General features: G+C 67.7%; 27 protein-coding genes and 1 tRNA gene. 5 read left to right on the top strand and 23 right to left on the bottom strand.

What is annotated here, in order from left to right; all coding sequences use genetic code 11:
* Positions 1-2 precede the first annotated feature (2 nt).
* From Q5H91_RS02640 to Q5H91_RS02565, 16 genes are all read right to left on the bottom strand, one after another.
* The gene (locus tag Q5H91_RS02640; RefSeq protein WP_305171660.1) at positions 3-632 is read right to left on the bottom strand and encodes a hypothetical protein; all 630 of its coding nucleotides are present in this window, start codon (positions 630-632) and stop codon (positions 3-5) included.
* On the bottom strand, positions 629-1,942 hold the full coding sequence (nuoF, locus tag Q5H91_RS02635) for an NADH-quinone oxidoreductase subunit NuoF (protein ID WP_305171659.1): 1,314 nt from the start codon (positions 1,940-1,942) through the stop codon (positions 629-631). The genes Q5H91_RS02640 and nuoF overlap by 4 nt, the downstream gene beginning before the upstream one ends.
* Positions 1,932-2,615 (bottom strand): complex I 24 kDa subunit family protein, encoded by a 684-nt coding sequence (locus Q5H91_RS02630; protein ID WP_305171658.1) that lies wholly within the window; start codon positions 2,613-2,615, stop codon positions 1,932-1,934. Before Q5H91_RS02630 ends, nuoF begins: the two co-directional genes overlap by 11 nt.
* Positions 2,615-3,850 (bottom strand): NADH-quinone oxidoreductase subunit D, encoded by a 1,236-nt coding sequence (locus Q5H91_RS02625; RefSeq protein ID WP_305172364.1) that lies wholly within the window; start codon positions 3,848-3,850, stop codon positions 2,615-2,617. Before Q5H91_RS02625 ends, Q5H91_RS02630 begins: the two co-directional genes overlap by 1 nt.
* A 41-nt stretch (positions 3,851-3,891) precedes the next feature.
* Positions 3,892-4,743: an NADH-quinone oxidoreductase subunit C gene (locus tag Q5H91_RS02620; protein ID WP_305171657.1), complete on the bottom strand. Its 852-nt coding sequence runs from the start codon at positions 4,741-4,743 to the stop codon at positions 3,892-3,894.
* The gene (locus Q5H91_RS02615; protein ID WP_305171656.1) at positions 4,736-4,945 is read right to left on the bottom strand and encodes a hypothetical protein; all 210 of its coding nucleotides are present in this window, start codon (positions 4,943-4,945) and stop codon (positions 4,736-4,738) included. Before Q5H91_RS02615 ends, Q5H91_RS02620 begins: the two co-directional genes overlap by 8 nt.
* Positions 4,942-5,496: a NuoB/complex I 20 kDa subunit family protein gene (locus Q5H91_RS02610; protein WP_305171655.1), complete on the bottom strand. Its 555-nt coding sequence runs from the start codon at positions 5,494-5,496 to the stop codon at positions 4,942-4,944. Before Q5H91_RS02610 ends, Q5H91_RS02615 begins: the two co-directional genes overlap by 4 nt.
* A 2-nt stretch (positions 5,497-5,498) precedes the next feature.
* Positions 5,499-5,873 carry an NADH-quinone oxidoreductase subunit A gene (gene ndhC / locus Q5H91_RS02605; protein ID WP_305171654.1) on the bottom strand — a complete coding sequence of 125 codons (375 nt, stop codon included), beginning with the start codon at positions 5,871-5,873 and terminating at the stop codon, positions 5,499-5,501.
* Between the two features lie 166 nt (positions 5,874-6,039).
* Positions 6,040-6,852, bottom strand: coding sequence for an inositol monophosphatase family protein (locus Q5H91_RS02600; protein ID WP_305171653.1), 813 nt, complete (start codon positions 6,850-6,852; stop codon positions 6,040-6,042).
* 174 nt (positions 6,853-7,026) lie between these two features.
* A complete protein-coding gene (efp, locus tag Q5H91_RS02595; RefSeq protein ID WP_305171652.1) occupies positions 7,027-7,590 on the bottom strand; it encodes an elongation factor P in 564 nt (187 codons plus the stop codon).
* A 55-nt stretch (positions 7,591-7,645) separates the two neighbouring features.
* A complete protein-coding gene (locus Q5H91_RS02590) occupies positions 7,646-8,227 on the bottom strand; it encodes a M23 family metallopeptidase (protein ID WP_305171651.1) in 582 nt (193 codons plus the stop codon).
* 4 nt (positions 8,228-8,231) lie between these two features.
* The gene (locus Q5H91_RS02585) at positions 8,232-9,257 is read right to left on the bottom strand and encodes a L,D-transpeptidase family protein (RefSeq protein ID WP_370655205.1); all 1,026 of its coding nucleotides are present in this window, start codon (positions 9,255-9,257) and stop codon (positions 8,232-8,234) included.
* A 64-nt stretch (positions 9,258-9,321) separates the two neighbouring features.
* Positions 9,322-10,005, bottom strand: coding sequence for a thiamine phosphate synthase (thiE, locus tag Q5H91_RS02580; protein ID WP_305171649.1), 684 nt, complete (start codon positions 10,003-10,005; stop codon positions 9,322-9,324).
* Between the two features lie 59 nt (positions 10,006-10,064).
* Positions 10,065-10,973, bottom strand: coding sequence for a class I fructose-bisphosphate aldolase (locus Q5H91_RS02575; protein WP_305172362.1), 909 nt, complete (start codon positions 10,971-10,973; stop codon positions 10,065-10,067).
* A gap of 35 nt (positions 10,974-11,008) precedes the next feature.
* Entirely contained in the window at positions 11,009-11,338 is a 330-nt protein-coding gene (locus Q5H91_RS02570) for a type II toxin-antitoxin system PemK/MazF family toxin (protein WP_305171648.1), read from the bottom strand.
* On the bottom strand, positions 11,329-11,565 hold the full coding sequence (locus tag Q5H91_RS02565) for a ribbon-helix-helix protein, CopG family (protein ID WP_305171647.1): 237 nt from the start codon (positions 11,563-11,565) through the stop codon (positions 11,329-11,331). The genes Q5H91_RS02570 and Q5H91_RS02565 overlap by 10 nt, the downstream gene beginning before the upstream one ends.
* Positions 11,566-11,694: 129 nt before the next feature.
* Between Q5H91_RS02565 and Q5H91_RS02560 the strand changes: the two genes are divergently transcribed.
* A complete protein-coding gene (locus Q5H91_RS02560) occupies positions 11,695-12,207 on the top strand; it encodes a TlpA family protein disulfide reductase (RefSeq protein WP_370655204.1) in 513 nt (170 codons plus the stop codon).
* Positions 12,208-12,322: 115 nt separating this feature from the next.
* Here the strand turns inward: Q5H91_RS02560 and Q5H91_RS02555 are convergent, their stop codons facing one another.
* From Q5H91_RS02555 to gap, 3 genes are read right to left on the bottom strand one after another with little or no spacing between them, the layout of a single operon-like run.
* Positions 12,323-13,513, bottom strand: coding sequence for a phosphoglycerate kinase (locus tag Q5H91_RS02555; protein ID WP_305171646.1), 1,191 nt, complete (start codon positions 13,511-13,513; stop codon positions 12,323-12,325).
* Positions 13,514-13,515: 2 nt separating this feature from the next.
* Positions 13,516-13,920, bottom strand: a complete 405-nt coding sequence (locus Q5H91_RS02550; RefSeq protein WP_305172360.1) for an MOSC domain-containing protein — start codon at positions 13,918-13,920, stop codon at positions 13,516-13,518.
* A gap of 52 nt (positions 13,921-13,972) precedes the next feature.
* Positions 13,973-14,983 (bottom strand): type I glyceraldehyde-3-phosphate dehydrogenase, encoded by a 1,011-nt coding sequence (gene gap, locus Q5H91_RS02545; RefSeq protein WP_305171645.1) that lies wholly within the window; start codon positions 14,981-14,983, stop codon positions 13,973-13,975.
* Between the two features lie 154 nt (positions 14,984-15,137).
* On the opposite strand from gap, the gene Q5H91_RS02540 reads away from it, so the two are divergent.
* The 4 genes from Q5H91_RS02540 to Q5H91_RS02525 all read left to right on the top strand — a co-directional run bounded on the left by Q5H91_RS02540 (position 15,138) and on the right by Q5H91_RS02525 (position 16,578).
* Positions 15,138-15,335 (top strand): hypothetical protein, encoded by a 198-nt coding sequence (locus tag Q5H91_RS02540; RefSeq protein WP_305171644.1) that lies wholly within the window; start codon positions 15,138-15,140, stop codon positions 15,333-15,335.
* Positions 15,335-15,640, top strand: coding sequence for a cell division protein ZapA (locus Q5H91_RS02535; protein ID WP_305171643.1), 306 nt, complete (start codon positions 15,335-15,337; stop codon positions 15,638-15,640). The genes Q5H91_RS02540 and Q5H91_RS02535 overlap by 1 nt, the downstream gene beginning before the upstream one ends.
* A 183-nt stretch (positions 15,641-15,823) precedes the next feature.
* Positions 15,824-16,354 carry a 5-formyltetrahydrofolate cyclo-ligase gene (locus Q5H91_RS02530; RefSeq protein ID WP_305171642.1) on the top strand — a complete coding sequence of 177 codons (531 nt, stop codon included), beginning with the start codon at positions 15,824-15,826 and terminating at the stop codon, positions 16,352-16,354.
* Positions 16,351-16,578: a DUF2842 domain-containing protein gene (locus Q5H91_RS02525; RefSeq protein WP_305171641.1), complete on the top strand. Its 228-nt coding sequence runs from the start codon at positions 16,351-16,353 to the stop codon at positions 16,576-16,578. Before Q5H91_RS02530 ends, Q5H91_RS02525 begins: the two co-directional genes overlap by 4 nt.
* A gap of 104 nt (positions 16,579-16,682) precedes the next feature.
* Here Q5H91_RS02525 and Q5H91_RS02520 read toward each other — a convergent pair.
* From Q5H91_RS02520 to Q5H91_RS02505, 4 genes are all read right to left on the bottom strand, one after another.
* A tRNA-Asp gene (locus Q5H91_RS02520) sits at positions 16,683-16,759 on the bottom strand.
* Positions 16,760-16,824: 65 nt separating this feature from the next.
* Positions 16,825-18,054 carry an AI-2E family transporter gene (locus Q5H91_RS02515; RefSeq protein ID WP_305171639.1) on the bottom strand — a complete coding sequence of 410 codons (1,230 nt, stop codon included), beginning with the start codon at positions 18,052-18,054 and terminating at the stop codon, positions 16,825-16,827.
* Positions 18,055-18,096: 42 nt separating this feature from the next.
* On the bottom strand, positions 18,097-18,438 hold the full coding sequence (locus tag Q5H91_RS02510) for a hypothetical protein (protein WP_305172358.1): 342 nt from the start codon (positions 18,436-18,438) through the stop codon (positions 18,097-18,099).
* Positions 18,439-18,565: 127 nt separating this feature from the next.
* Entirely contained in the window at positions 18,566-20,680 is a 2,115-nt protein-coding gene (locus tag Q5H91_RS02505; protein ID WP_370655203.1) for a prolyl oligopeptidase family serine peptidase, read from the bottom strand.
* Positions 20,681-20,710 lie beyond the last annotated feature (30 nt).

The following is a 20,710-nucleotide window of genomic DNA, read 5'->3' as shown; positions in this document are numbered from 1 at the left end:
CCTCAGCCCTGCTTGGCGGGCGTCACGCCCGCTGCGATCCGAAAGGCCGACAGCGCAAGGATCGCGCGCAGGCCCGGACGGTTGAAACGAAAATCCTGCCCTGCGGGCAGGCACTGCGACAGGACCGGCGCCATCGCCGAGACGGCGTCCTTCTCCTGCGCACTCGCCGGCTCGGTGCCGAGCAGCGCGCGGAAGCCGGCGACGTCCCGCTTCACGACGCAGATCGCGGCGGTGTCTGTCGGCGAAAAGCCCTGATCCGGTGCCGTGGCGGCGCGGGCGGCGAGGGTGGCGAGTAGCGCACCGCTGTCCTTCTCCAGCAGCCCCTCGGCGATCGCCCCGGCACCCAGCACGCCGCCACCGCTGAACCGCGCGGTCTGCCCACGGGGAACGCACTGGCGGTTATTGTCGAGCAGCGCGCCCAGACCGGTGTGATAGGCCCGGGTGGTGAAGTCCTGCCGCAGCACCCGGGTCGCGGTCTGCCCGGCATCGTGCGCCATGCAACGACCATAGCGATTGAGCGCCAGCTGCGCGTCACTCGACAGGCCGAGCCGCTCGGCCCCGGTCGGATGGCGAGGCGGAGTCGCAGCCGCGGGTGAGGCACCGAGCGCCAGCAGAAGCAGGAGCGCGCTCACTCCGCCGCCTCCTGCATCGGCGCCAGATCGCCCCCGTGCACAATGGCGCGCTCCTTGATGCGCCGCTCCAGCTCGGGCCGGAAATGCTTGATGAGGCCCTGGATCGGCCAGGCCGCGGCGTCGCCCAGCGCACAGATCGAGTGGCCCTCGACCTGCTTGGTGACCTGCTGCAGCATGTCGATCTCGGAAAGGTCGGCGTCGCCGGTGCGCAGCCGCTCCATCACCCGCCACATCCAGCCGGTGCCCTCGCGGCACGGCGTGCACTGGCCGCAGCTCTCATGCTTGTAGAAATAGCTGATCCGGCTGATCGCGCGGACGACGTCGGTCGACTTGTCCATGACGATGATCGCCGCCGTCCCCAGCCCCGATCCGACCGCCTTCAGCCCGTCGAAATCCATCGGCGCGTCGATGATCTGCGCCGCCGGCACCAGCGGCACCGAGGAGCCGCCGGGGATCACCGCGAGCAGATTGTCCCAGCCGCCGCGAATGCCGCCGCAATGCGTCTCGATCAGCTCGCGGAAGCTGATCGACATTGCCTCCTCGACCACGCAAGGCTTATTCACATGGCCGCTGATCTGGAACAGCTTGGTGCCACGATTATTCTCGTTGCCGAAGCTCGCGAACCAGTCGGCACCGCGGCGCAGGATCGTCGGCGCGACCGCGATCGACTCGACATTGTTGACCGTCGTCGGGCAGCCATAAAGGCCCGCGCCCGCCGGGAAGGGCGGCTTTAGCCGCGGCTGGCCCTTCTTGCCCTCCAGCGACTCGAGCATCGCCGTCTCTTCGCCGCAGATATAGGCGCCGGCGCCGCGATGGACGAACACGTCGAAGTCATAGCCGGAGCCGCAGGCGTTCTTGCCGATCAACCCGGCCTCGTACGCCTCGGCGACCGCCGCGAACAGCGTCTCCGCCTCGCGGATATATTCGCCGCGAATATAGATGTATGCCGCCCGCGCGCGCATCGCGAAGCCCGCGACCAGCGCGCCCTCGATCAGCTTGTGCGGATCGTGGCGGATGATCTCGCGATCCTTGCAGCTGCCAGGCTCGGACTCGTCGGCATTAATGACCAGGAAGTTCGGGCGATCCGCCTTCGGCTCCTTGGGCATGAACGACCATTTCGTACCGGTGGGGAAGCCCGCCCCGCCGCGTCCGCGCAGGCCCGACGCCTTGACGACGTCGATGATCTTGTCGTTGCCGAGTTCCAGCAGCGCCTTGGTATTGTCCCAGTCGCCACGCGCGCGCGCCGCCTGCAGCGTCCAGGGCTGGAAGCCGTAGACGTTGGTGAAGATGCGGTCCTTGTCAGCCAGCATGGGCCGTCCCCCACTCGCCACGATAGTCGTGGTTCTCGTCGACCATCGCCTTCAGCGTCGTCGGGCCGCCTTCCGGACAGCTCGCGCGGCGACTGATGGTGGAGCCGGGGGTCGGCGTCTCGCCCTTGGCCAGCGCCTCCAGCACCGCGACCGTGCGGTCGTAGTCGAGGTCTTCGTAATTATCGTCGTTGATCTGGACCATCGGCGCATTGGCGCAGGTGCCCAGACACTCGACCTCGGTCAGGGTGAACAGCCCGTCCGGGGTCGTGCCGCCCTTCACCAGCCCGCGGTTCTTGCAGGCGGCGAGCACGTCGTCGGACCCGGCCAGCATGCACGGCGTCGTGCCGCACACCTGGACGTGATAGCGGCCGACCGGCGCCAGGTTGAACATCGTGTAGAAGGTCGCGACCTCGTACACGCGCATGTAGGGCACGCCGATCTGGCGCGCGACGAACTCGATCACTGGCACCGGCAGCCAGCCCTGGGTATGCGTTTCCGCCCCCACCTGGCGCTGCGCCAGGTCGAGCAGCGGGATCGAGGCCGACTGCTCGCGCCCGGCCGGATAGCGGCCCAGCACGACCTTCGCCTGCTCGGCATTCGCATCGGTCCAGGCGAAATTGCCCCAACGCGCGCGGGTCTCCGCCTCGTCGGGGATGTGTACGGCGTCAGCCATCAGCGGTCACACTCACCAAAAACGATGTCCATAGCGCCCAGGATCGCCGTCGTGTCCGCCAGCATGTGCCCGCGGCTCATGAAGTCCATCGCCTGGAGATGCGAGAAGGCGGTCGGGCGGATCTTGCAGCGATACGGCTTGTTGGTGCCGTCCGACACCAGGTACACGCCGAACTCGCCCTTGGGGCTCTCGGTCGCGACATAGACCTCGCCGGCGGGAACGTGGAAGCCCTCGGTATAGAGCTTGAAGTGGTGGATCAGCGCTTCCATCGACCGCTTCATGTCGCTGCGTTTGGGCGGCACCACCTTGCGGTCGTCGGACGCGATCGGCCCCTCGGGCATCTCGGCCAGGCACTGCTTCATGATCCGCGCCGACTGGCGGACCTCCTCCACGCGCACCATGAACCGGTCGTAACAGTCGCCACGCGTGCCGACCGGCACGTCGAAGTCCATCTTGGCGTAGACGTCATAGGGCTGCTGCTTGCGCAGGTCCCAGGGGATGCCCGCCGCGCGGATCATCGGGCCCGAAAAGCCCCAGGCGATCGCATCGTCGCGCGCCACCGTGGCGATGTCGACGTTACGCTGCTTGAAGATGCGATTGTCCGCAACCAGCGAGATCGCGTCCTCGAACAGTCGCGGCAGGCGCGTGTCGAGCCAGTCGGCGATGTCGGTCAGCAGCTTCAGCGGCACGTCCTGATGGACGCCGCCCGGCCGCAGGTAATTGTGGTGCATCCGCGCACCCGACATCCGCTCGAAGAAGTTCATGCAGTCTTCGCGGATCTCGAACAGCCACAGGTTCGGCGTCATCGCGCCGACGTCCATGACGTGCGAGCCCAGGTTCAGCATGTGGTTAGAGATGCGGGTCAGCTCGGCGAAGAACACGCGCAGATACTGCGCGCGGATCGGCACCTCCAGATCGAGCAGCTTCTCGATCGCCAGCACGAAACTGTGCTCCATGCAGAGCGGCGAGCAATAGTCGAGCCGGTCGAAATAGGGCAGTGCCTGCGCGTAGGTCTTGTACTCGATCAGCTTCTCGGTGCCGCGGTGGAGCAGCCCAACATGCGGGTCGATCCGCTCGACGATCTCGCCGTCCAGCTCCATCACCAGCCGCAGCACGCCGTGCGCGGCGGGATGCTGCGGCCCGAAGTTGATCGTGTAGTTCTGGATGGTAACGTCGCCCTCGGTCGGGTGCGACGGCGTCTCGATGCCGAGCACTTCCTCGACATGCGGGTCCATCTCGGTCGTGGCGGGCGCCACGGTCGGCGCGTCGGTGTCGCTCACTGGTTTTGCCCTCCCTTTGAGGGGATCACGTCCGGATCGGCCGGCTTGGGCGTCGCATCGGCCTCTGCCGCGCCCTTGCCGGTGTCGGCGGTGCTCTCCGCCGTGGTCTTGGCATAGGGTTCGCTCGACGCCTTGGGCGCATCCTTGCCGCTCTCGGCGGCATCGGCCTTCTTCACCGCATCGGCGCTCAGCGGCGTCTGCGCACCCTTCGCCTCGGGCACCGCGGCGGGCGCCTTTTCGTCCCCGGGCAGCACATACGCGCCACCCTCCCACGGACTGAGGAAATCGAAGGTGCGGAAATCCTGCGCCAGGCTGACCGGCTCATACACCACCCGCTTCTCCTCCTCGGAGTAGCGCAGCTCGGTATAGCCCGTCATCGGGAAGTCCTTCCGCAGCGGATGGCCGCGGAAGCCATAGTCGGTCAGGATGCGGCGCAGGTCCTTGTTGCCGTCGAACAGCACGCCGTACAGATCATAGACCTCACGCTCCAGCCAGCCGGCGACCGGCCAGATGCCGGTAACCGACGGGATCGGATGATCCTCGTCGGTGGCGACGTGCACCTGGATGCGGTGGTTCCGCGTCAGCGACAGGAGGTTGTAGACGACGTCGAACCGCTCCGGCCGCTCCGGATAGTCGACCCCGGCGATCTCCATCAGCTGCTGATATTCGAGGCCCGGCGCATCGCGCAGCGCGGTCAGCGCGCCGACGATGCCGCTGCGATGGACGTACAGCTGAACCTCGCCGACGCGCTCCTGCGCATCGAGCAGCGCCGGCCCGATCGCCGCGCGTGCGGCATCGATGGTCGCGTCGTTCAGGTGGGAAGCCCAGGCGGGCGCGGCGCTACGCATCACGCATCGCCCCCAGTCCGGCCGCAATCAGTGCGAACAGCATGCCGCAAAGGATGATGCCCAGCATCGGCACAAATACGGGAGCGGTATCCCGCAATATGCCCGCCAGCTCATGACGTGCTCGAAAGACCTGCGGCAATGCTATCGCCCAGATGACCAGCACCGGAGCCACTCGGTTCATGATACCCTTGAAGCGGATCACCGTTCGATGCTCCCCGAGCGGCGGATCTTCCGCTGTAGCTGCATGATGCCATAGAGCAGCGCCTCGGCGGTCGGCGGACAGCCGGGCACGTAGATATCAACCGGCACCACCCGGTCGCAGCCGCGCACCACCGAATAGCTGTAATGATAGTAACCGCCGCCATTGGCGCAGCTACCCATCGAGATCACGTATTTCGGCTCCGACATCTGGTCGTAGACCCGGCGCAGCGCCGGCGCCATCTTGTTGCACAGCGTACCGGCGACGATCATCACGTCCGACTGGCGCGGAGACGCGCGCGGCGCCGCGCCGAACCGCTCCAGATCATAGCGCGGCATGTTGACGTGGATCATCTCGACGGCGCAGCACGCCAGGCCGAACGTCATCCACCAGAGCGAGCCGGTGCGCGCCCACTGGAACAGCTCCTCGGTCGAGGTGACCAGGAAGCCCTTGTCGGTCAGCTCGCCGTTCAGGCTGTCGAAGAACCCCTGATCGGGCGGCACCAGCGAGGTGGGGCCGGCAGACCGATCGAGCTCGACGGGACCGGAGTGCATTTCTACTCCCAATCCAACGCTCCCTTCTTCCATGCATAGGCCAAGCCGAGCGCAAGCTCGCCGATGAAGATCATCATCCCGATCCAGGCGCTCCAGCCGATCGAGAAGACGCTCACCGCCCAGGGGTAGATGAAGGCCGCCTCCAGATCGAACACGATGAACAGGATGGCGACCAGATAGAAGCGCACGTCATACTGGCTGCGCGGATCTTCGAACGCGGGGAAGCCGCATTCATATTCGGCGAGCTTCTGCTCGTTGGGCTTGTGGCTGCCGGTCAGGCGGCCCACCGCCATCGGCAGGAACACGAACGCCGACGACAGGATGATCGCCACCCCCAGGAAGAGCAGGATCGGCAGATATTGCGACAGGTCGACCAAAGGCTTTCTCGCAGGTGCGAACGGATGGGGGACGCTTTAGGCCCGTGGCCCTTTAGGGGCAAGGTTCTGGGGCTGTGAGAATAACTCGCAACTAGGGCGCGTCCCGCGGCATAACCTGCATCACGTCACCCCAGCGCAGGCTGGGGTGACGAGGGGCGTCGTCCGTTCAGCGCAGCGCGCCGGCCACCAGCTTGTGCAGCTTCGAATGCAGCCCGTCGTTCGCGGCGAGAAACTCGCCGCGTTCCATCGGCCGGTCGCCGCCACGATAGTCGGTGACGAAGCCGCCGGCCTCCTTCACCAGCAGCATGCCGGCGGCCACGTCCCATGGCTTCAGCCCGGTTTCCCAGAACCCGTCGAAGCGCCCCGCCGCGACCCAGGCGAGGTCGAGCGCCGCCGCGCCGAAGCGGCGGATGCCGGCAACCTCCGGCGCGACCGCACCGAAGATGCGGCTCCACTCGGCAAAATTGCCATGGCCCAGGAACGGGATGCCCGTCGCGATCAGCGCATCGGACAGGTCGCGCCGCGCCGACACGCGCAGCCGCTGGTCGGTGTGCCAGGCGCCCCGCCCCTTCTCGGCCCAGAAGCTCTCGTCGGTCATCGGCTGATAGACCAGCGCGGTCGTGATCTCGCGCTTGCCGCTGGGCAGCGGCTCCTCGACCGCGATCGAGATGGCGAAATGCGGAATGCCGTGGAGGAAATTCGACGTGCCATCGAGCGGATCGACGATGAAGCGCGGCTTGTCCGGATCGCCCGCCACCTCGCCGCGCTCTTCCATCAGGAAGCCCCAGTCGGGGCGCGCGCGCGACAGTTCCTCGTACAGTGTCTGCTCGGCGCGCTGGTCGGCGATGGTGACGAAGTCGGCGGGCCCCTTGCGGCTCACCTGCAGGTGCTGGACCTCGTTGAAGTCGCGGCGCAGCCGCGGGCCGGCCTTGCGGGCGGCACGCTCGATGACGGTGAAGAGGCCGGAATGGCTGGGCATGGGCAATCTCTATACCCCTCTCCCATCGGGGAGAGGGAGGGGTCCACCGCCGTCAGGCGGTGGGAGGGTGAGGGCAATCAGGCCTCGGAAGCGTCACGGGCCAAGCCCGTGACGTCGGTCGGGCTGCGCCCGCCGGCCGGGCGGCCGACTGTGCGGATAGCTGCGCTATTCGTCTCAGTCGGCGCGCCGCACGTACGTCTGCTCGTACACGTCGACGACGATCTTCGTACCCGCACCGATATGCGGCGGCACCATCACGCGCACGCCATTGTCGAGGATCGCGGGCTTGTAGCTGGATGAGGCGGTCTGCCCCTTCACCACCGCGTCCGCCTCGACGATCGTCGCCTCGATCGTGCTCGGCAGCTCGACCGAGATCGGCTTCTCGTCATAGAGTTCGAGCACCACGTCCATGCCGTCCTGCAGGAAGGCCGCGGCGTCGCCCAGGATGCCCGCGTCGAGCGTGATCTGCTCGTAGTTTTCCTTGTCCATGAAGGTCAGCTGCTCGCCGTCCTTGAACAGGAACTGGAAGTCCTTGGTATCCAGCCGCACCCGCTCCACCGTCTCGGCCGAGCGGAAGCGGACGTTGTTCTTGCGCCCGTCGATCAGGTTCTTCATCTCGACCTGCATGTACGCACCGCCCTTGCCGGGCTGCGTGTGCTGGATCTTCACGGCGCGCCAAATGCCGCCTTCATACTCGATGATGTTGCCGGGACGGATGTCCACGCCGCTGATCTTCATGGGGAGAACCCTGCTGGAAAGAGCCGTGGGGCCGCGGCCCCGATGCGCAGGCGATCTAGCGACGTGCCGCGCGTCCGGCAAGCAGGGGGTAGGGATCGACCGGCTCGCCACCCCACCATTTCTCGCCCGCGGCCATGCGCGACAGGCCGAAATGCAGGTGCGTGTTGCCGGCCCCGGCATTGCCGGTATCGCCGACGAAGCCAATCGGGTCGCCCGCTCGTACCGCCTGCCCCTCTGCCAGACCGGGTGCGTAGCCCGACAGGTGCGCGTAATAATAGCTCCACCTGCCATCCAGGGAGCGGACATAGGCGGTGATCCCGCCGGCATCGCTGTGGAACAGCTTCTCGACCCGGCCGGGCGCCGCGGCGATGACCGGAGCACCACCCGGGGCCATGATGTCGGTGCCGTGATGCGCCCGCCCGCCCCCGTCGCGCGCGTCGCCCCAGCTGTCGGCGATCGCCGATCGCGGTACGCCCGAAACCGGCACGGGGAGCAGATCGCCCGCCGGATCGGCCGGCACGGCCTGCTCGGTGGTCGGGACCGGCGCCCCATGCCCGCCGCCGAACGACAGCATCGATCCAAACGCCAGCGCCGCCAGGACGACCAGCGCCAGGAAGATCCAGCCGATCCGGCTCACGCCCTCACGCCTGGAACACGACCGGCGTTCCCGGCTTCACCATCATCGCCAGCCGTGCCGCATTCCAGTTGGTCAGGCGCACGCAGCCATGGCTTTCCGACCGACCAATCAGTTCGGGATTGGGCGTGCCGTGGATGCCGTAATGCGGCTTGGACAGGTCGAGCCACACCACCCCCACCGGCCCGTTCGGCCCAGGCGGCAGCATCGCCTTCTCGTCGTCCTTCTTGGCATCCCAGAACAGGTCGGGGTTGAAGTGGAACTTGGGATTATAGTCGGCGCCGTTGATCTTCCAGTTGCCCAGCGGCAGCGGATCATGCTCCGACCCCGTCGTCACCCCGAACTGCGCGACCAGCTTGCCGCCATCGTCATAGACGCGCAGCACCTTGTCCGACTTGTCGACGACGATCTTCGCCGCCTGCGGCTGCACCGCATCGACGTTCAGCCCGTTCAGCGTCGCCCGCCAGTCGTCGCGCAGCTTGGAGTCATAGGCGCGGCTGGACGGCAGGACATTGGGAAACTCCACTTTGCTACCCGGCCGCAGCCAGGTCTGCGGGCTGTTCAACGCCACCAGCACCTGCGGCGTGGTGTGGAACATCTCGGCCAGCTTCTCCAGCGGACTGCGATAATAGAGGCCGGGCAGCCTGGCCTGCTGGTCCTCGTCCTTGGGGATCGGATTCACATAGGGACCGGCAAGCACCCGCGCGTTCAGCGTCAGCACCTTGGTCGCCTCGGTGCCCCAATAGGGGGCGAGCGCCTGCATCGTCGCCGCGTCGGGTTTGCCCGTCTCGGGCAAGTCGCGGCTCTGCTGGAAACCCTTGATCGCCGCGGTCAGCGACATGCCGGGCCTGCCGTCGATCACCCCGGGCGAGAAGCCCAGCCGGTCGAGAACCACCTGCATCTTCAACAGCTCGCGATCGATGCCCGGTGACTGGGAGGTTGGTGACTGGGACGTTGGGGACTGGGGCGTCGGGGACTGCGCCGTGGCGACGGCGGCGACACCGATGGCGAGCAGGGTGAGAAGACGACGCATGATGCTCCGATCCGAAACTGTTACGCTGTCGGATCAAACGAGCATCGGCGCGCTTGGCTCCCGCCTATCTGCCCAGAACTGCGCCGAAAGCGCGGACGGCGCTTGCCTCGTCCCCGTTCCACACCACGCCTGACACCGCGAGGAAATCGGCGCCCGCCGCTACCAGCGGCGCGGCGTTGGCCGGGGTGATCCCGCCGATCGCGACGGACGGGATCTCGAACAACGCCGCCCACCAGGACAGCAGCACCGGCTCCGCATGGTGGCGCACCGCCTTGGTCGTGGTCGGGTGGAAGCTGCCGAACGCGACATAGTCCGCCCCCGCCTCGCCTGCCTCCATCGCCAGGTGACGGCTGTCGTGGCAGGTGACGCCGATCTGAGCGTTCGGCCCGAGCATCGCGCGTGCTTCGCGCGGGTCACCGTCTTCCTGACCCAGATGGACGCCATCGGCGCCTAGCCGCTTCGCGAGCGACGCCGAGTCGTTGACGATGAACGCCACCTCGCGGTCGGCGCAGATGCGCTGGAGCGGCTCGGCGAGGCGCGCCGCCTCGTGCTGGTCGACGTCCTTCACCCGGAACTGGAACGCCGCGACCGGACCGGCGTCGAGGGCACGCGCCAACCGATCCGCAAAGCCGCCGGTGACGTCGAGCGGCGACACCAGATAGAGCTGGCACGGCGGCCTGCGGTCGTCACGCTTGAACGAGGCGGCGAAGTCGGGGTCCAGCGGCCCGAGCGGATCGATCATGTCCATCCGCCCGCCTCTATCGCGATCGGCGGCGGGGGTCACCTCCCCCGCCGCCTGCCCCGCGGTTACTCGCCGCCTTGGTAGATCGACACGATCCGGTCGAGCATCGCGATCGCCTCGTCGCGCGGCCGCTGAAAGGTGTTGCGCCCGATGATCGAGCCGTTGCCGCCACCGTCGCGGATGTCGCGCGCGTCCTGATAGACCGCGTCCGCTCCCTTGGCCGCACCGCCGGAGAAGACGACGATCCGGCGCCCGGCGAAGCTGGACTGGACGACATGGCGCACCCGGTCGGACTGCTTGGCCCAGTCGGTGCCCTCATACGCCTTCTGCGCGTCCTTCTGCTCGATATGCGCGGTCGGCAGCTTGACCTTGATGATGTGCGCCCCGAGCAGCGCCGCCATGTGTGCGGCATAGGCGCCGACATCGAGCGCCAGTTCGCCGTCCTTCGACAGGTCGCCGCCGCGCGGATAGCTCCAGATCACGGTGGCGAGGCCGGCGGCCGCTGCCTCCTCGCGAAGCTCGCGGATCTGCTCCATCGCGTCGAAGATGCCGTCCGACCCCGGATAGATGGTGAAGCCGATCGCCGCGCAGCCCAGCCGCAGCGCATCCTCGACGCTGCCGGTCTGCGCCTGCGCGATGGAGGTTGCCCAGCTGTTCGAGCTGTTGACCTTCAGGATGGTCGGGATCTGCCCGGCAAAGGTGTCGGCACCCGCCTCCAGCATACCCAGCGGCGCGGCATAGGCCGACAGGCCGGCATCGATCGCCAGCTGGTAGTGATAATGGGGATCATAGGCTGGCGGGTTGATCGCGAAGCTGCGCGCCGGACCATGTTCGAACCCCTGGTCGACCGGCAGGATCACCAGCTTGCCGGTGCCGCCCAGGCGCCCCTGCATCAGGATGCGCGCCAGATTGGCCTTCACGGCCGGGCTGGTGCCTTCATACTTGTCGAGAATGGTCTTCACGATCGGCGTCATTGTGGAGGTCATGGGCGTTTCCTGTGGTGTGATGGTCAAAGAGCGAGCCAGCGGCGCAGCGCCTGATCGACCTGCTCCATCCGGGTTGCGGAGGCGTGACCGAGCACGCGAATAATCCGGTCCCGACGGACCGAGGTGATGCGATCGACCTGCACCTCGCACTCGACGGTCAGGCCGGTATGTTCCTGCGGAGAGATGGCGACGCGGAACAACGCCTCACCACCGACGACATTGGTCAGCGGACAGACGGTGACGGTCGCGTGGTCGGCATTGAACAGGTCTGCCTGTACGATCACCGCCGCGCGCGCCGATCCGGCATCGGTCGGCGGTGCCACGAGGACGATGGCGCCATGGGCTATTTCCACGCCGCATCCTCGCGTTCGATCGTTTCCCAAAACGCATAGTCGGCGGTCACATCGCGGCGCGACGCGCGCAGCGACTGGCGCCGCGCCTCGCGACGGAACGCCTCGTCGTGGAGGTCGACATAGCGGCGGACGGCCTCACGGGCGATGTCGCTCTTGCTGCGGCCCTGGGTGCGAGCGACCGCTGCCAGCCGTTCCTCCAGTTCCGTATCGAGCCTGACGCCGAGCACCCGTTCCTCCGTTTAACGTGTTAAACATAGCAGCACGCTTTCATCGCTTCAACTGCATCCGTCATACGGGATCACCTCGATTGACGAGGACCGCGGTACGGGAGCAACTTGGCGGCAGGGGGGTACGGGATGAGGAACGGGGCATGTAGCGTGGCGGCACTGGCGGCATGGGCGATGGCGTCGCCTGCGGTCGCGGAAACGCCGAAGGTCGGCAAGCCGATGCCGAACGTGCAACTGACGCTGGTGGACGGCACCAAGGTCGATCTGGCCGATCTGAAGGGCCAGGTCGTGATCCTCAACTTCTGGGCGACCTGGTGCGTGCCGTGCCGACAGGAACTGCCGCTGCTCGACGCCTATTATCGCAAGCTGCAGCCGTTCGGCCTGCGGGTCTTCGCCATCACGACCGAAGGGTCGGTGTCGCTGTCACAGCTGAAGCCGCTGTTCTCGGTCCTCGCCATACCGGCGGTACGGCGGGTGAAAGGCATGTCGGTCGACATGCCTGCGGTGCCGACGAACTACGTCATCGATCGCGCAGGGATCGTCCGCCACACTAAGGCGGGCGCGTTCGACCTGGCCGACCTGAACGCCCTCATCGTGCCGTTGCTGAAGGAAGACGCGGGTTTACGGGTGGCTCACCCGTAATGAAGCACCTCTCCGGCAAAGGCCGGTGTCCAGGTGGAAAGGCCAACGTGGCCCCCGCCGGGGAGGCATCGAGCTTGGCTCAAACCCGGGCGATGAAACGCTAAAGCCGTGCCGATCAGCCCGCCAGCGCCGCGACGCCGGGCAGCTCGCGCCCTTCCATCCATTCCAGGAAGGCGCCGCCAGCGGTCGAGACGAAGGTAAAGTCGCTCGCCACCCCGGCATGGTTCAGCGCGGCGACCGTGTCGCCGCCGCCCGCCACCGACACCAGCGATCCGTCGCCGGTCAGCGCCGCCGCGGTCCGCGCCAGGGCAACGGTCGCGGCATCGAACGGCGTCATCTCGAACGCGCCCATCGGTCCGTTCCACACCAGAGTGCGGCAGTTCTTCAGCACGTCGCCGAGCGCTTCGACCGCGGCCGGTCCGACGTCGAGGATCATTTCGTCCGCCGCGACCTCGTGGACGTTGACGGTGCGGGTCGGCGGGTCGGCGCGGAACTCCTTCGCGACCACCACGTCATAGGGCAGGTGGACGGTGCAGCCGGCCTTGTCGGCGGCATCCATGATCGCCTCTGCCGTACCGGTCAGATCGTGCTCGCACAGCGACTTGCCGACATCGACCCCGCGCGCGGCGAGGAAAGTATTGGCCATGCCGCCGCCGATGATGAGGTGGTCGACCCGCGCGACCAGATGCTTCAGCACGTCGAGCTTGGTCGACACCTTGGCCCCGCCGACGACCGCGGCGACCGGATGCTCGGGATTGCCCAGCGCCTTTTCCAGCGCGGCGAGTTCCGCCTCCATCGCGCGTCCAGCGAATGCCGGCAGCCTGTGCGCCAGCCCCTCGGTCGAGGCGTGGGCGCGGTGTGCGGCCGAGAAGGCGTCGTTGACGTACATATCACCGAGCGCGGCGAAGCGATCGACCACCGCCGGATCGTTCTTCTCCTCGCCGCCGAAGAAGCGGGTGTTCTCCAGCACCGCGATATCACCGGGCTGGAGCGTTCCCACCGTGGCGTCCGCCCCCTCCCAGTCGATGAAGCGAACCGGGCGGCCCAGCACCGCCTCGTACGGCTTGGTGACCAGCGCCAGCGACATATCGGGGTTCGGCTGGCCCTTGGGCCGGCCGAAATGCGCCAGCACCAGCACGATCGCGCCGCGATCGGCCAGCTCGGCCACGGTCGTTACCGTCGCGCGCAGCCGCGTGTCGTCGGTTACCGCGCCGTCCTGCATCGGCACGTTCAGGTCCTCGCGGACCAGCACGCGCTTGCCCTGGATATCGCCCATGTCGTCGAGCGTCTTGTACGGCTTGCTCATGTTCACTCGATCCTGATGGGGTCGCCGACGGCGATGATGCCGCCAGCCAGAACTCGGGTACAGGCGCCGCCTCGCCAATCGGGGGTCAGCGCCGCGCGCAGGCCGGGGGCCAGCGCCTCCATCCGCTCGCACGGATCAGTCTCGCGGGTTACCTCCAGCAGCACGTCGGCGCCGATCCGCAGGCGGACGCCGGGGACCTGCGGCAGATCGAGGCCATCGACCAGCAGGTTGGCGCGCCGTTCCGACCAGGCGATGTTGTGACCGACCTCGGCCATCGCCGCCTGCCAGTCGATCCGCTCCATCAGCGTCACCTGCCGCCGGCCGCGCCCGCCCGGCTTCACCGCGCCGCGATAGTCGCCGGCAAGGCCGCCGTCGACGGTGACGGCGACATGGTCGACCGTCTCCATCACCGCCTTCGGAAAGGCGTGGCGGGCGATGCCGGCGAGCGTCCCCGTCACCTCAGAGGAACTTCGCCATCGCCGTCGCGGTGTCGACCATGCGGTTCGAGAAGCCCCACTCGTTATCGTACCAGCTGACCACGCGGACCAGCTTGCCGTCGAGCACCGCCGTCTCCAGGCTGTCGACCGTCGACGACGCTGGCGTGTGCTGGATGTCGATCGAAACCAGCGGCTCGTCGGTATATTCCAGCACGCCCTTCAGCGGACCGGACTCCGATGCGGCCTTCAGGATCGCGTTGATCTCGTCGCGGGTCGTGTCGCGCTTGGGCGTGAAGGTCAGGTCGACCAGGCTGCCGTCCGGCACCGGCACACGGATCGCCGAACCGTCGAGGCGGCCCTTCAGCTCGGGCAGCACCTCGCCCACCGCGCGCGCGGCGCCGGTGGTGGTCGGGATCATCGACATGGCGGCGGCGCGTGCGCGGCGCAGGTCGGGATGGATCTGGTCGAGGATCTTCTGGTCGTTGGTATAGGCGTGGACGGTGGTCATCAGCCCGCGCTCGATCCCGACCGTGTCGTTCAGCACCTTGGCGACCGGCGCCAGGCAGTTGGTGGTGCACGACGCGTTCGACACGATCATGTGGTCCGCCGCCAGCTTGTCATGGTTGACGCCGTAAACGACGGTCAGGTCGACATCCTTGCCCGGCGCGGAGATCAGCACCTTCTTGGCGCCGGCATCGATGTGCTTCTGGCACGAGGTACGGTCGGTGAAGAAACCGGTGCACTCCAGCACCAGGTCGACGCCCAGCTCCTTGTGCGGCAGGTTGGCGGGATCGCGCTCCGCGGTCACGCGGATGCGCTTGCCGTCGACGACCAGGTCGTTGCCCTCGGCCGTCACCGTGCCGGGCCAGCGGCCGTGGACGCTGTCGCGGCTGAACAGCCAGGCGTTCGACTTGGCGTCGGCGAGATCGTTGATCGCGACCAGTTCCAAAGCGTCGCCGCCGCGCTCCAGCATCGCGCGCGCCACCAGGCGGCCGATCCGACCGAAACCGTTGATCGCTACCTTGACCGTCATCGCTGGCTCTCCGTGATTGGCGGCCTCGGGGACGTGGGGCCGGGACGGTGCGGCCTTTGCGGGGTCGAACGCCCGCCTGTCAACCGCCGGGAAACGCCCCCGCCGTGCCGACGCGACACTTGCCGCACCCCGGCCACCTGCCTATCCGGAAGCGATGACCGAGACTCCTCTTGCCGGCGAACGCCCCGCCGTCGACCGTATCGAGCAGGCGATCGCCCGCATCGAGGCGGCGGTGACCGCGCGTGCCGCCGGTGCCGACGCGCTCGCCCGTCGCCACGCCGCGCTGAAGGCACGGATGGCCGACGCGGTCGCCGCGCTCGACGAGGTCATCGCGCGCACGGGCACCCGCTGATGGCTTCGGTGACGCTGGAGATCGGCGGCCGCGCCCACACCGTCGCCTGCCGGCCGGGCGAGGAGGCGCGCGTCCAGCTGCTCGGCCGGATGCTCGACGAGCGCTGGGCCGCGGCCGACCGCGCCGCCGCCGGCCAGCCCGAGCGCGCGATGCTGTTCGTCGCGCTGATGCTGGCTGACGCATTGGAGGAATCGGAGACGCGCCCGCCGGTCGGCGCCGCGATCGCCGAATCGGCGCTGGAGCGGATCGCCGAGCGACTGGAAAGCCTGGCCGATGCCCTTGAGCAATCGTCCGCAACCTCCTAAATCAGGGACGACGGGTTCTGCCCGGTACGAGCCTTTATTATCCCTGAGGCTATTCATCATCCAATGGGGGCTGTCCCTGCCCGGATCCTGGTCCGACGCACATGGTCCCCACCTGACGTATCGTGCGTCAGTGGATAACCCGGCACACGGCCAAGGCGGTCCCGTCACCCGCCCCCTGCGCTCATGACCGACAAGGCGCCTCTGCGCGCGCGCTTGCGCGCTGCCCGCGACGCGGCAGCCGGCGGGCGCCAGCCGATCGTCGATGAGGCATTCGTCTTGCGGCTGAGGCCGGGGATGGTGGTCGCTGCCTATCTGCCGACCCCCGGAGAGGCGGACCCGGCTGCGTTCATCGACGCTGCACGGACGATGGGCTGCACGCTCGCCCTGCCCTTCGTCGTCGACCGGCCGACGCCGCTGCGCTTCCTGCACTGGCAAGGACAACTGGTCGCTGGCCCCTTCGGACTGCGTCAGCCCCCCGCCGCCGCACCGGAGCTGGTGCCGGAGATCATCCTGACGCCGCTGGTCGGCTTCGACCGGCGCGGCAACCGGCTGGGCCAAGGTGCCGGCCATTACGACCGCGCCTTTGCCCAGCATCCCTCCGCCTGGCGGGTCGGCATCGCGCTCGGCGTGCAGGAGGTGCCGGCGCTTACTCCCGATCCGTGGGACGTTCCGCTCCACGCGATCGCCACCGAAAGTGAATGGATCTTGCCATGACCCCCAACGCACCCGAGCCCGGCCCCAGCTGGCGCAAGCCCGCCGGCATCTTCGCCATCCTGGCGCTGATCCTGATCTGGACGGTGATGGTCGCCAGCCTGTCGGGCGTGGTCGGCGGCTGGCATTGGGTAATTCAGCTGCTGTTCTACGTCGTGACCGGCATCGTCTGGATCACGCCGATGCGGCCGCTGCTCAGCTGGATGGAAACGGGGCGCTGGCGGTAGACCACGACCCCATACCGCCGCGTCGTCGGCCCTCGCAATGCGAGGCCGGCAAGGCTTACAGAGATGCGCGATGACTTCATCAGCGCGTCTTTTCGACTGCGCTGTGGCGCGAGTGACGGGGCTCGAACCCGCGACCTCCGGCGTGACAGGCCGGCGCTCTAACCAACTGAGCTACACCCGCTTGGAAGCGAGGCCGGCCAACTAGGCGAGGGTCCGGGGGCTGTCAACGACCCTTCGTCGCTTTTTTCATCCGCGGTCCTCTTCCTCGCTCCCGGCATGCCCGCGCTTGGCCCGTTGCTGCTGCACCAACGTGCCATGCTCGAACAGGAAGCCGGCGATATCGGGCTTGCCGGCGGCGCCCAGCACCGTCTGGATGATGATGAGGAGCGGCACCGCGAGGAGCGCGCCCAGCGTCCCCCACACCCATCCCCAGAAGCTCAGCGAGATGAGGATCAGGAGCGGGCTGATCGTCAGGCGATGGCCGACGATCAGCGGCGTGATCGCATTCGCCTCGATCAGGTGGAGGCCGTACATCAGCGCGGCGGGCAGCAGCGCGACCCAGATGTCGGAAAAGGTCATCAACCCGCCCAGCGCCAGCAGGAACGCGCCGATCACCGGCCCGAAATAGGGGATGTAGTTCAGCAGCGCGACGATCCCGCCCCACATCGCCGGATAGGGCATGCCGATCGCCCACAGCGCCGTGCCCGTCACCACGCCCAGCATTAAATTGATGACGGTGATGGTGCCGAGATAGGCCGACACGTCATCGACCACGTCCTGGATCACCCGCGCGGTGGCCATCGCGCCGTCGAAGCTGGTTCGCCCGGTGATCGTCCGCTGGCGCAGCCGCGTCCAGCCCGACAGGAAGAAGAAGACGATCAGGATGCCGAACAGCACCTGGATGATGAGCGCCGGCGCCGAGGTGGCGGCGAGTTCGAGGATCGATCCCGGCGCGGCCACCGCCGCCGTGCTCGGCCGCCGGATCGGGGTCGACGCGACCTGGCGCAGCGCCCGGTTCACATAGGCTTCGAGGTTGGAATAGAGGTCGAGCAGCGGCGCCAGATTGTGCTGGATGCGGTCGAGCCGGGTCGGCAGCAGCCGGAAGAAGTCGGTCGCCGGCACCACGATCGCCGCCAGCGCGACATTGGCGACAACGATGAACGCGATCAGGCACATCAGCGCGGCGAGCGGCGAGGGCACCCGTCGCCGCTCCAGCCATTCCAGCACCGGCACCAGCGCGACCGCGATCACCAGCGCGGTGGTCAGCGGCAGGAAGAATTCCGCCCCCGATTTCAGCGCGAACGGCATTGCCAGCGCCAGCCCCGCCCCCGCCGTCAGCGTGAGGGCAGCGAGCAGCCGGTCGCGACGCAGCGCGATCCGCACCGCGTCGTCGGCCCCTACCCCGACCGGCAGCCCCAGAATGTTGTCGCCGGGCGTGTCATGCGGCTCGACCGCGCGGGTTGTGTCGTCCACCATGCAGCCAGCGTAGAGCGCAGGCCGCAAGGCGGCAACCGAGGATCAGGCGATCTCGACCGCCATCAGGACGGTGCCGGCGTAACGCTTTTCGCCGGGATTGTAGAGCGAGTGGGGCGAGAAGCGGCGGGGCGTCACGCGCAGGCCCGCCAGTCCGGCGAGCTTGAACGACCCCATCTTCTCTTCCTTGGGCGGCTTGCCGTCGCGCTCCAGCGTCACGGCATCGACATAGATCTCGTCGTGGCGGGTGTAGATGACGTGCGGCGCCAGCGTAACTTCGCCGCGGTTGTAGCTGGCGGCCACCGCCAGCTGCTTCACGATCGCCTCGAAGACGATCGCCGGGGACGGCGGCGGCAGCGTGGCCGCGCGGTCTGCCGTGGTAATCATGTCAGTCATCCCGACCATCCTGCCGTTTTCGCCGCATTGCAGCAATAACCTTTGTGGGCAACGGATCGTTTCATACCGGAACCAAAAGGCGGAGGCGCCGGTAATCCCCGGCGCCTCCGCTCAAATGCTACTTATTGACGACACCCGTGCCCATCAGCTTCTGGGCGAAATAGGTCATCTGCAACGCCGTCATACGCGCCTGCTGCTCGATGTCCGCATCCCCCGAATGGCCGCCCGCAGTATCTTCGTAGAAAAGATAGGGCTGGCCATATTCCTTCATCCGCGCGGCGAACTTGCGCGCGTGCTGCGGCCCAACCCGGTCGTCCTTGGTGGTCGTCCAGATATAGGGCTCGGGATAGGTCGCGCCCTTCTTCAGGTTCGCATAGGGCGAGATACGGCGCAGGAACGCCGCCTCGTCCGGCTTGTCGATCGAGCCATATTCGTCCTCCCACGAGGCACCGGCAGCGATCTGCTGATAGCGGACCATGTCGAGCAGCGGCACGGCGATGGTCACCGCCTTCCACAGCTCGGGATGCTGCGTCATCTCGACGCCCATCAGCAGCCCGCCGTTCGAGCCGCCATAGATACCCAGCTTCTGCGCGCTGGTGATCTTCCGCGCGAACAGGTCGCGCGCGACTGCGGCGAAGTCGTCATAGATCACCTGCCGCTTGGTCTTGCGGCCGGCGTCGTGCCACGCCGGGCCGAACTCGCCGCCGCCGCGGATGTTGGCGAGCACGAAAGCGCCGCCATTCTCCAGCCACAGCTTGCCGGTCGCGCCCAGATAGGTCGGCAGGCGCGACAGCTCGAACCCGCCATAAGCCGTCATCATCGTCGGCGTGCTGCCATCCAGCGGCCGGTCGCGGCGGTGGACAACGAAATACGGCACCTTGGTCCCGTCCGACGACGTCGCCTCGAACTGCTCGACCACTTGCCCGGTCGCATCGAACTTCGCCGGCAACGCCTTGACCGTCTTCGGCGCCGCGGTCGTCGCGACGTCGATCGACTGGAGCGTCGTCGGCGTGACGAAGCCGGTGATCGTCAGATAGGCCAGGTCGCTGCGATCGGTCGCACTGGCGACGCCGACCGCGATATTCTCCGGCACCGACACCGCGCGGCTCGACCAGCCGTCGGCGGACGGCGCCAGAACCGACACGCGCCCGCGGACATTGTCGGTATAGGTGACGATCACCCGGTCCTTCGTCGTCGCGACCTGCTGCACCGCCTGGCGCGGAGTCGGCGCGAACAGGACGCGCGGGTTCAGCCGGCCGCTCTCCACCTCGGCCAGCGGTACCCAGGCGACCGCACCCGCCGGGATCGCGCCCCAGGGATCGCTCGTCTCGAAGATCACCCGCCCGTCGACCATGCCGACCGGCTGGGTGCGGCCGGGAATGTCGAGCTTGCGCGTGCCCTTGGGCGTCCACACCAGCGTGTCGCCGCCAAAGAACTGCTGCCGCCGGCCGATCAGGACCAGCCGGTGGCCGGCGGCGTCGGTCATCACCTGCGCATAGCTGCCGAGTTGGTCGGTCGGCGCCCCGCGGAACACCTCGGTCGCGGCGGCCAGCGGCTGGCCACGCTTCACCAGCTTGACGACGAACGGATAGCTGGAGTTGGTCAGCGTCCCCTGCCCCCAGTCACGGCTGACCAGCAGCGTGTCGCGATCGATCCAGGCCGCCCCCTGCTTGCTCTTGGGCAGGTCGAACCCGCCGTTCACGAACTGGCCGGTCTGCAGGTCGAACTCGCGCAGGGTCACCGCGTCCTCGCCACCCTCGGACAGCTCGACCAGGCAATACCGCTCCTCGGGCTGGAGGCAGGTGCTGCCCTTCCACACCCACTGCTTGCCCTCGGCCTTGCCCAGCGCGTCGATGTCGAGCGCGGTGGTCCATTGCGGCGTGGCGGCGGCGTAGCCGGCCTCGGTCGTCCAGCGCCAGATTCCGCGCGGATGCTGCGCGTCGCGCCAGAAATTATAGATGCGGCCGTACAGCTGCTCCGGCATCGGGATGCGATCCTCGGCCGACGCGATCGCCAGCGCCTCCTTGTAGAAACCGGCATAGCGCGGGTCGTTCTGGAGCCGCGGCAGGGTGCGGGCATTCTCCGCCTCCACCCACGCCAGCGGCTTGGCGCCGTCCTTGTCCTCCAGCCAGATATAGGGATCGTCGGTCATCGGCGCCGTCTGCGCCAGCGCGCTACTTCCCGCAAGCAGGCCGGCACCGATCGTCGCAGCCCAGCGTAATCCAGAACGCATGCTCATCTCCCAAGGATTGGAACGATCCCT

It is taken from the genome of Sphingomonas aurea (genome assembly GCF_030678875.1).
GTDB lineage: Bacteria > Pseudomonadota > Alphaproteobacteria > Sphingomonadales > Sphingomonadaceae > Sphingomonas > Sphingomonas aurea.
Note: the sequence above shows the minus strand (reverse complement) of the source record. Positions and strands in the feature narration are given on the sequence as shown.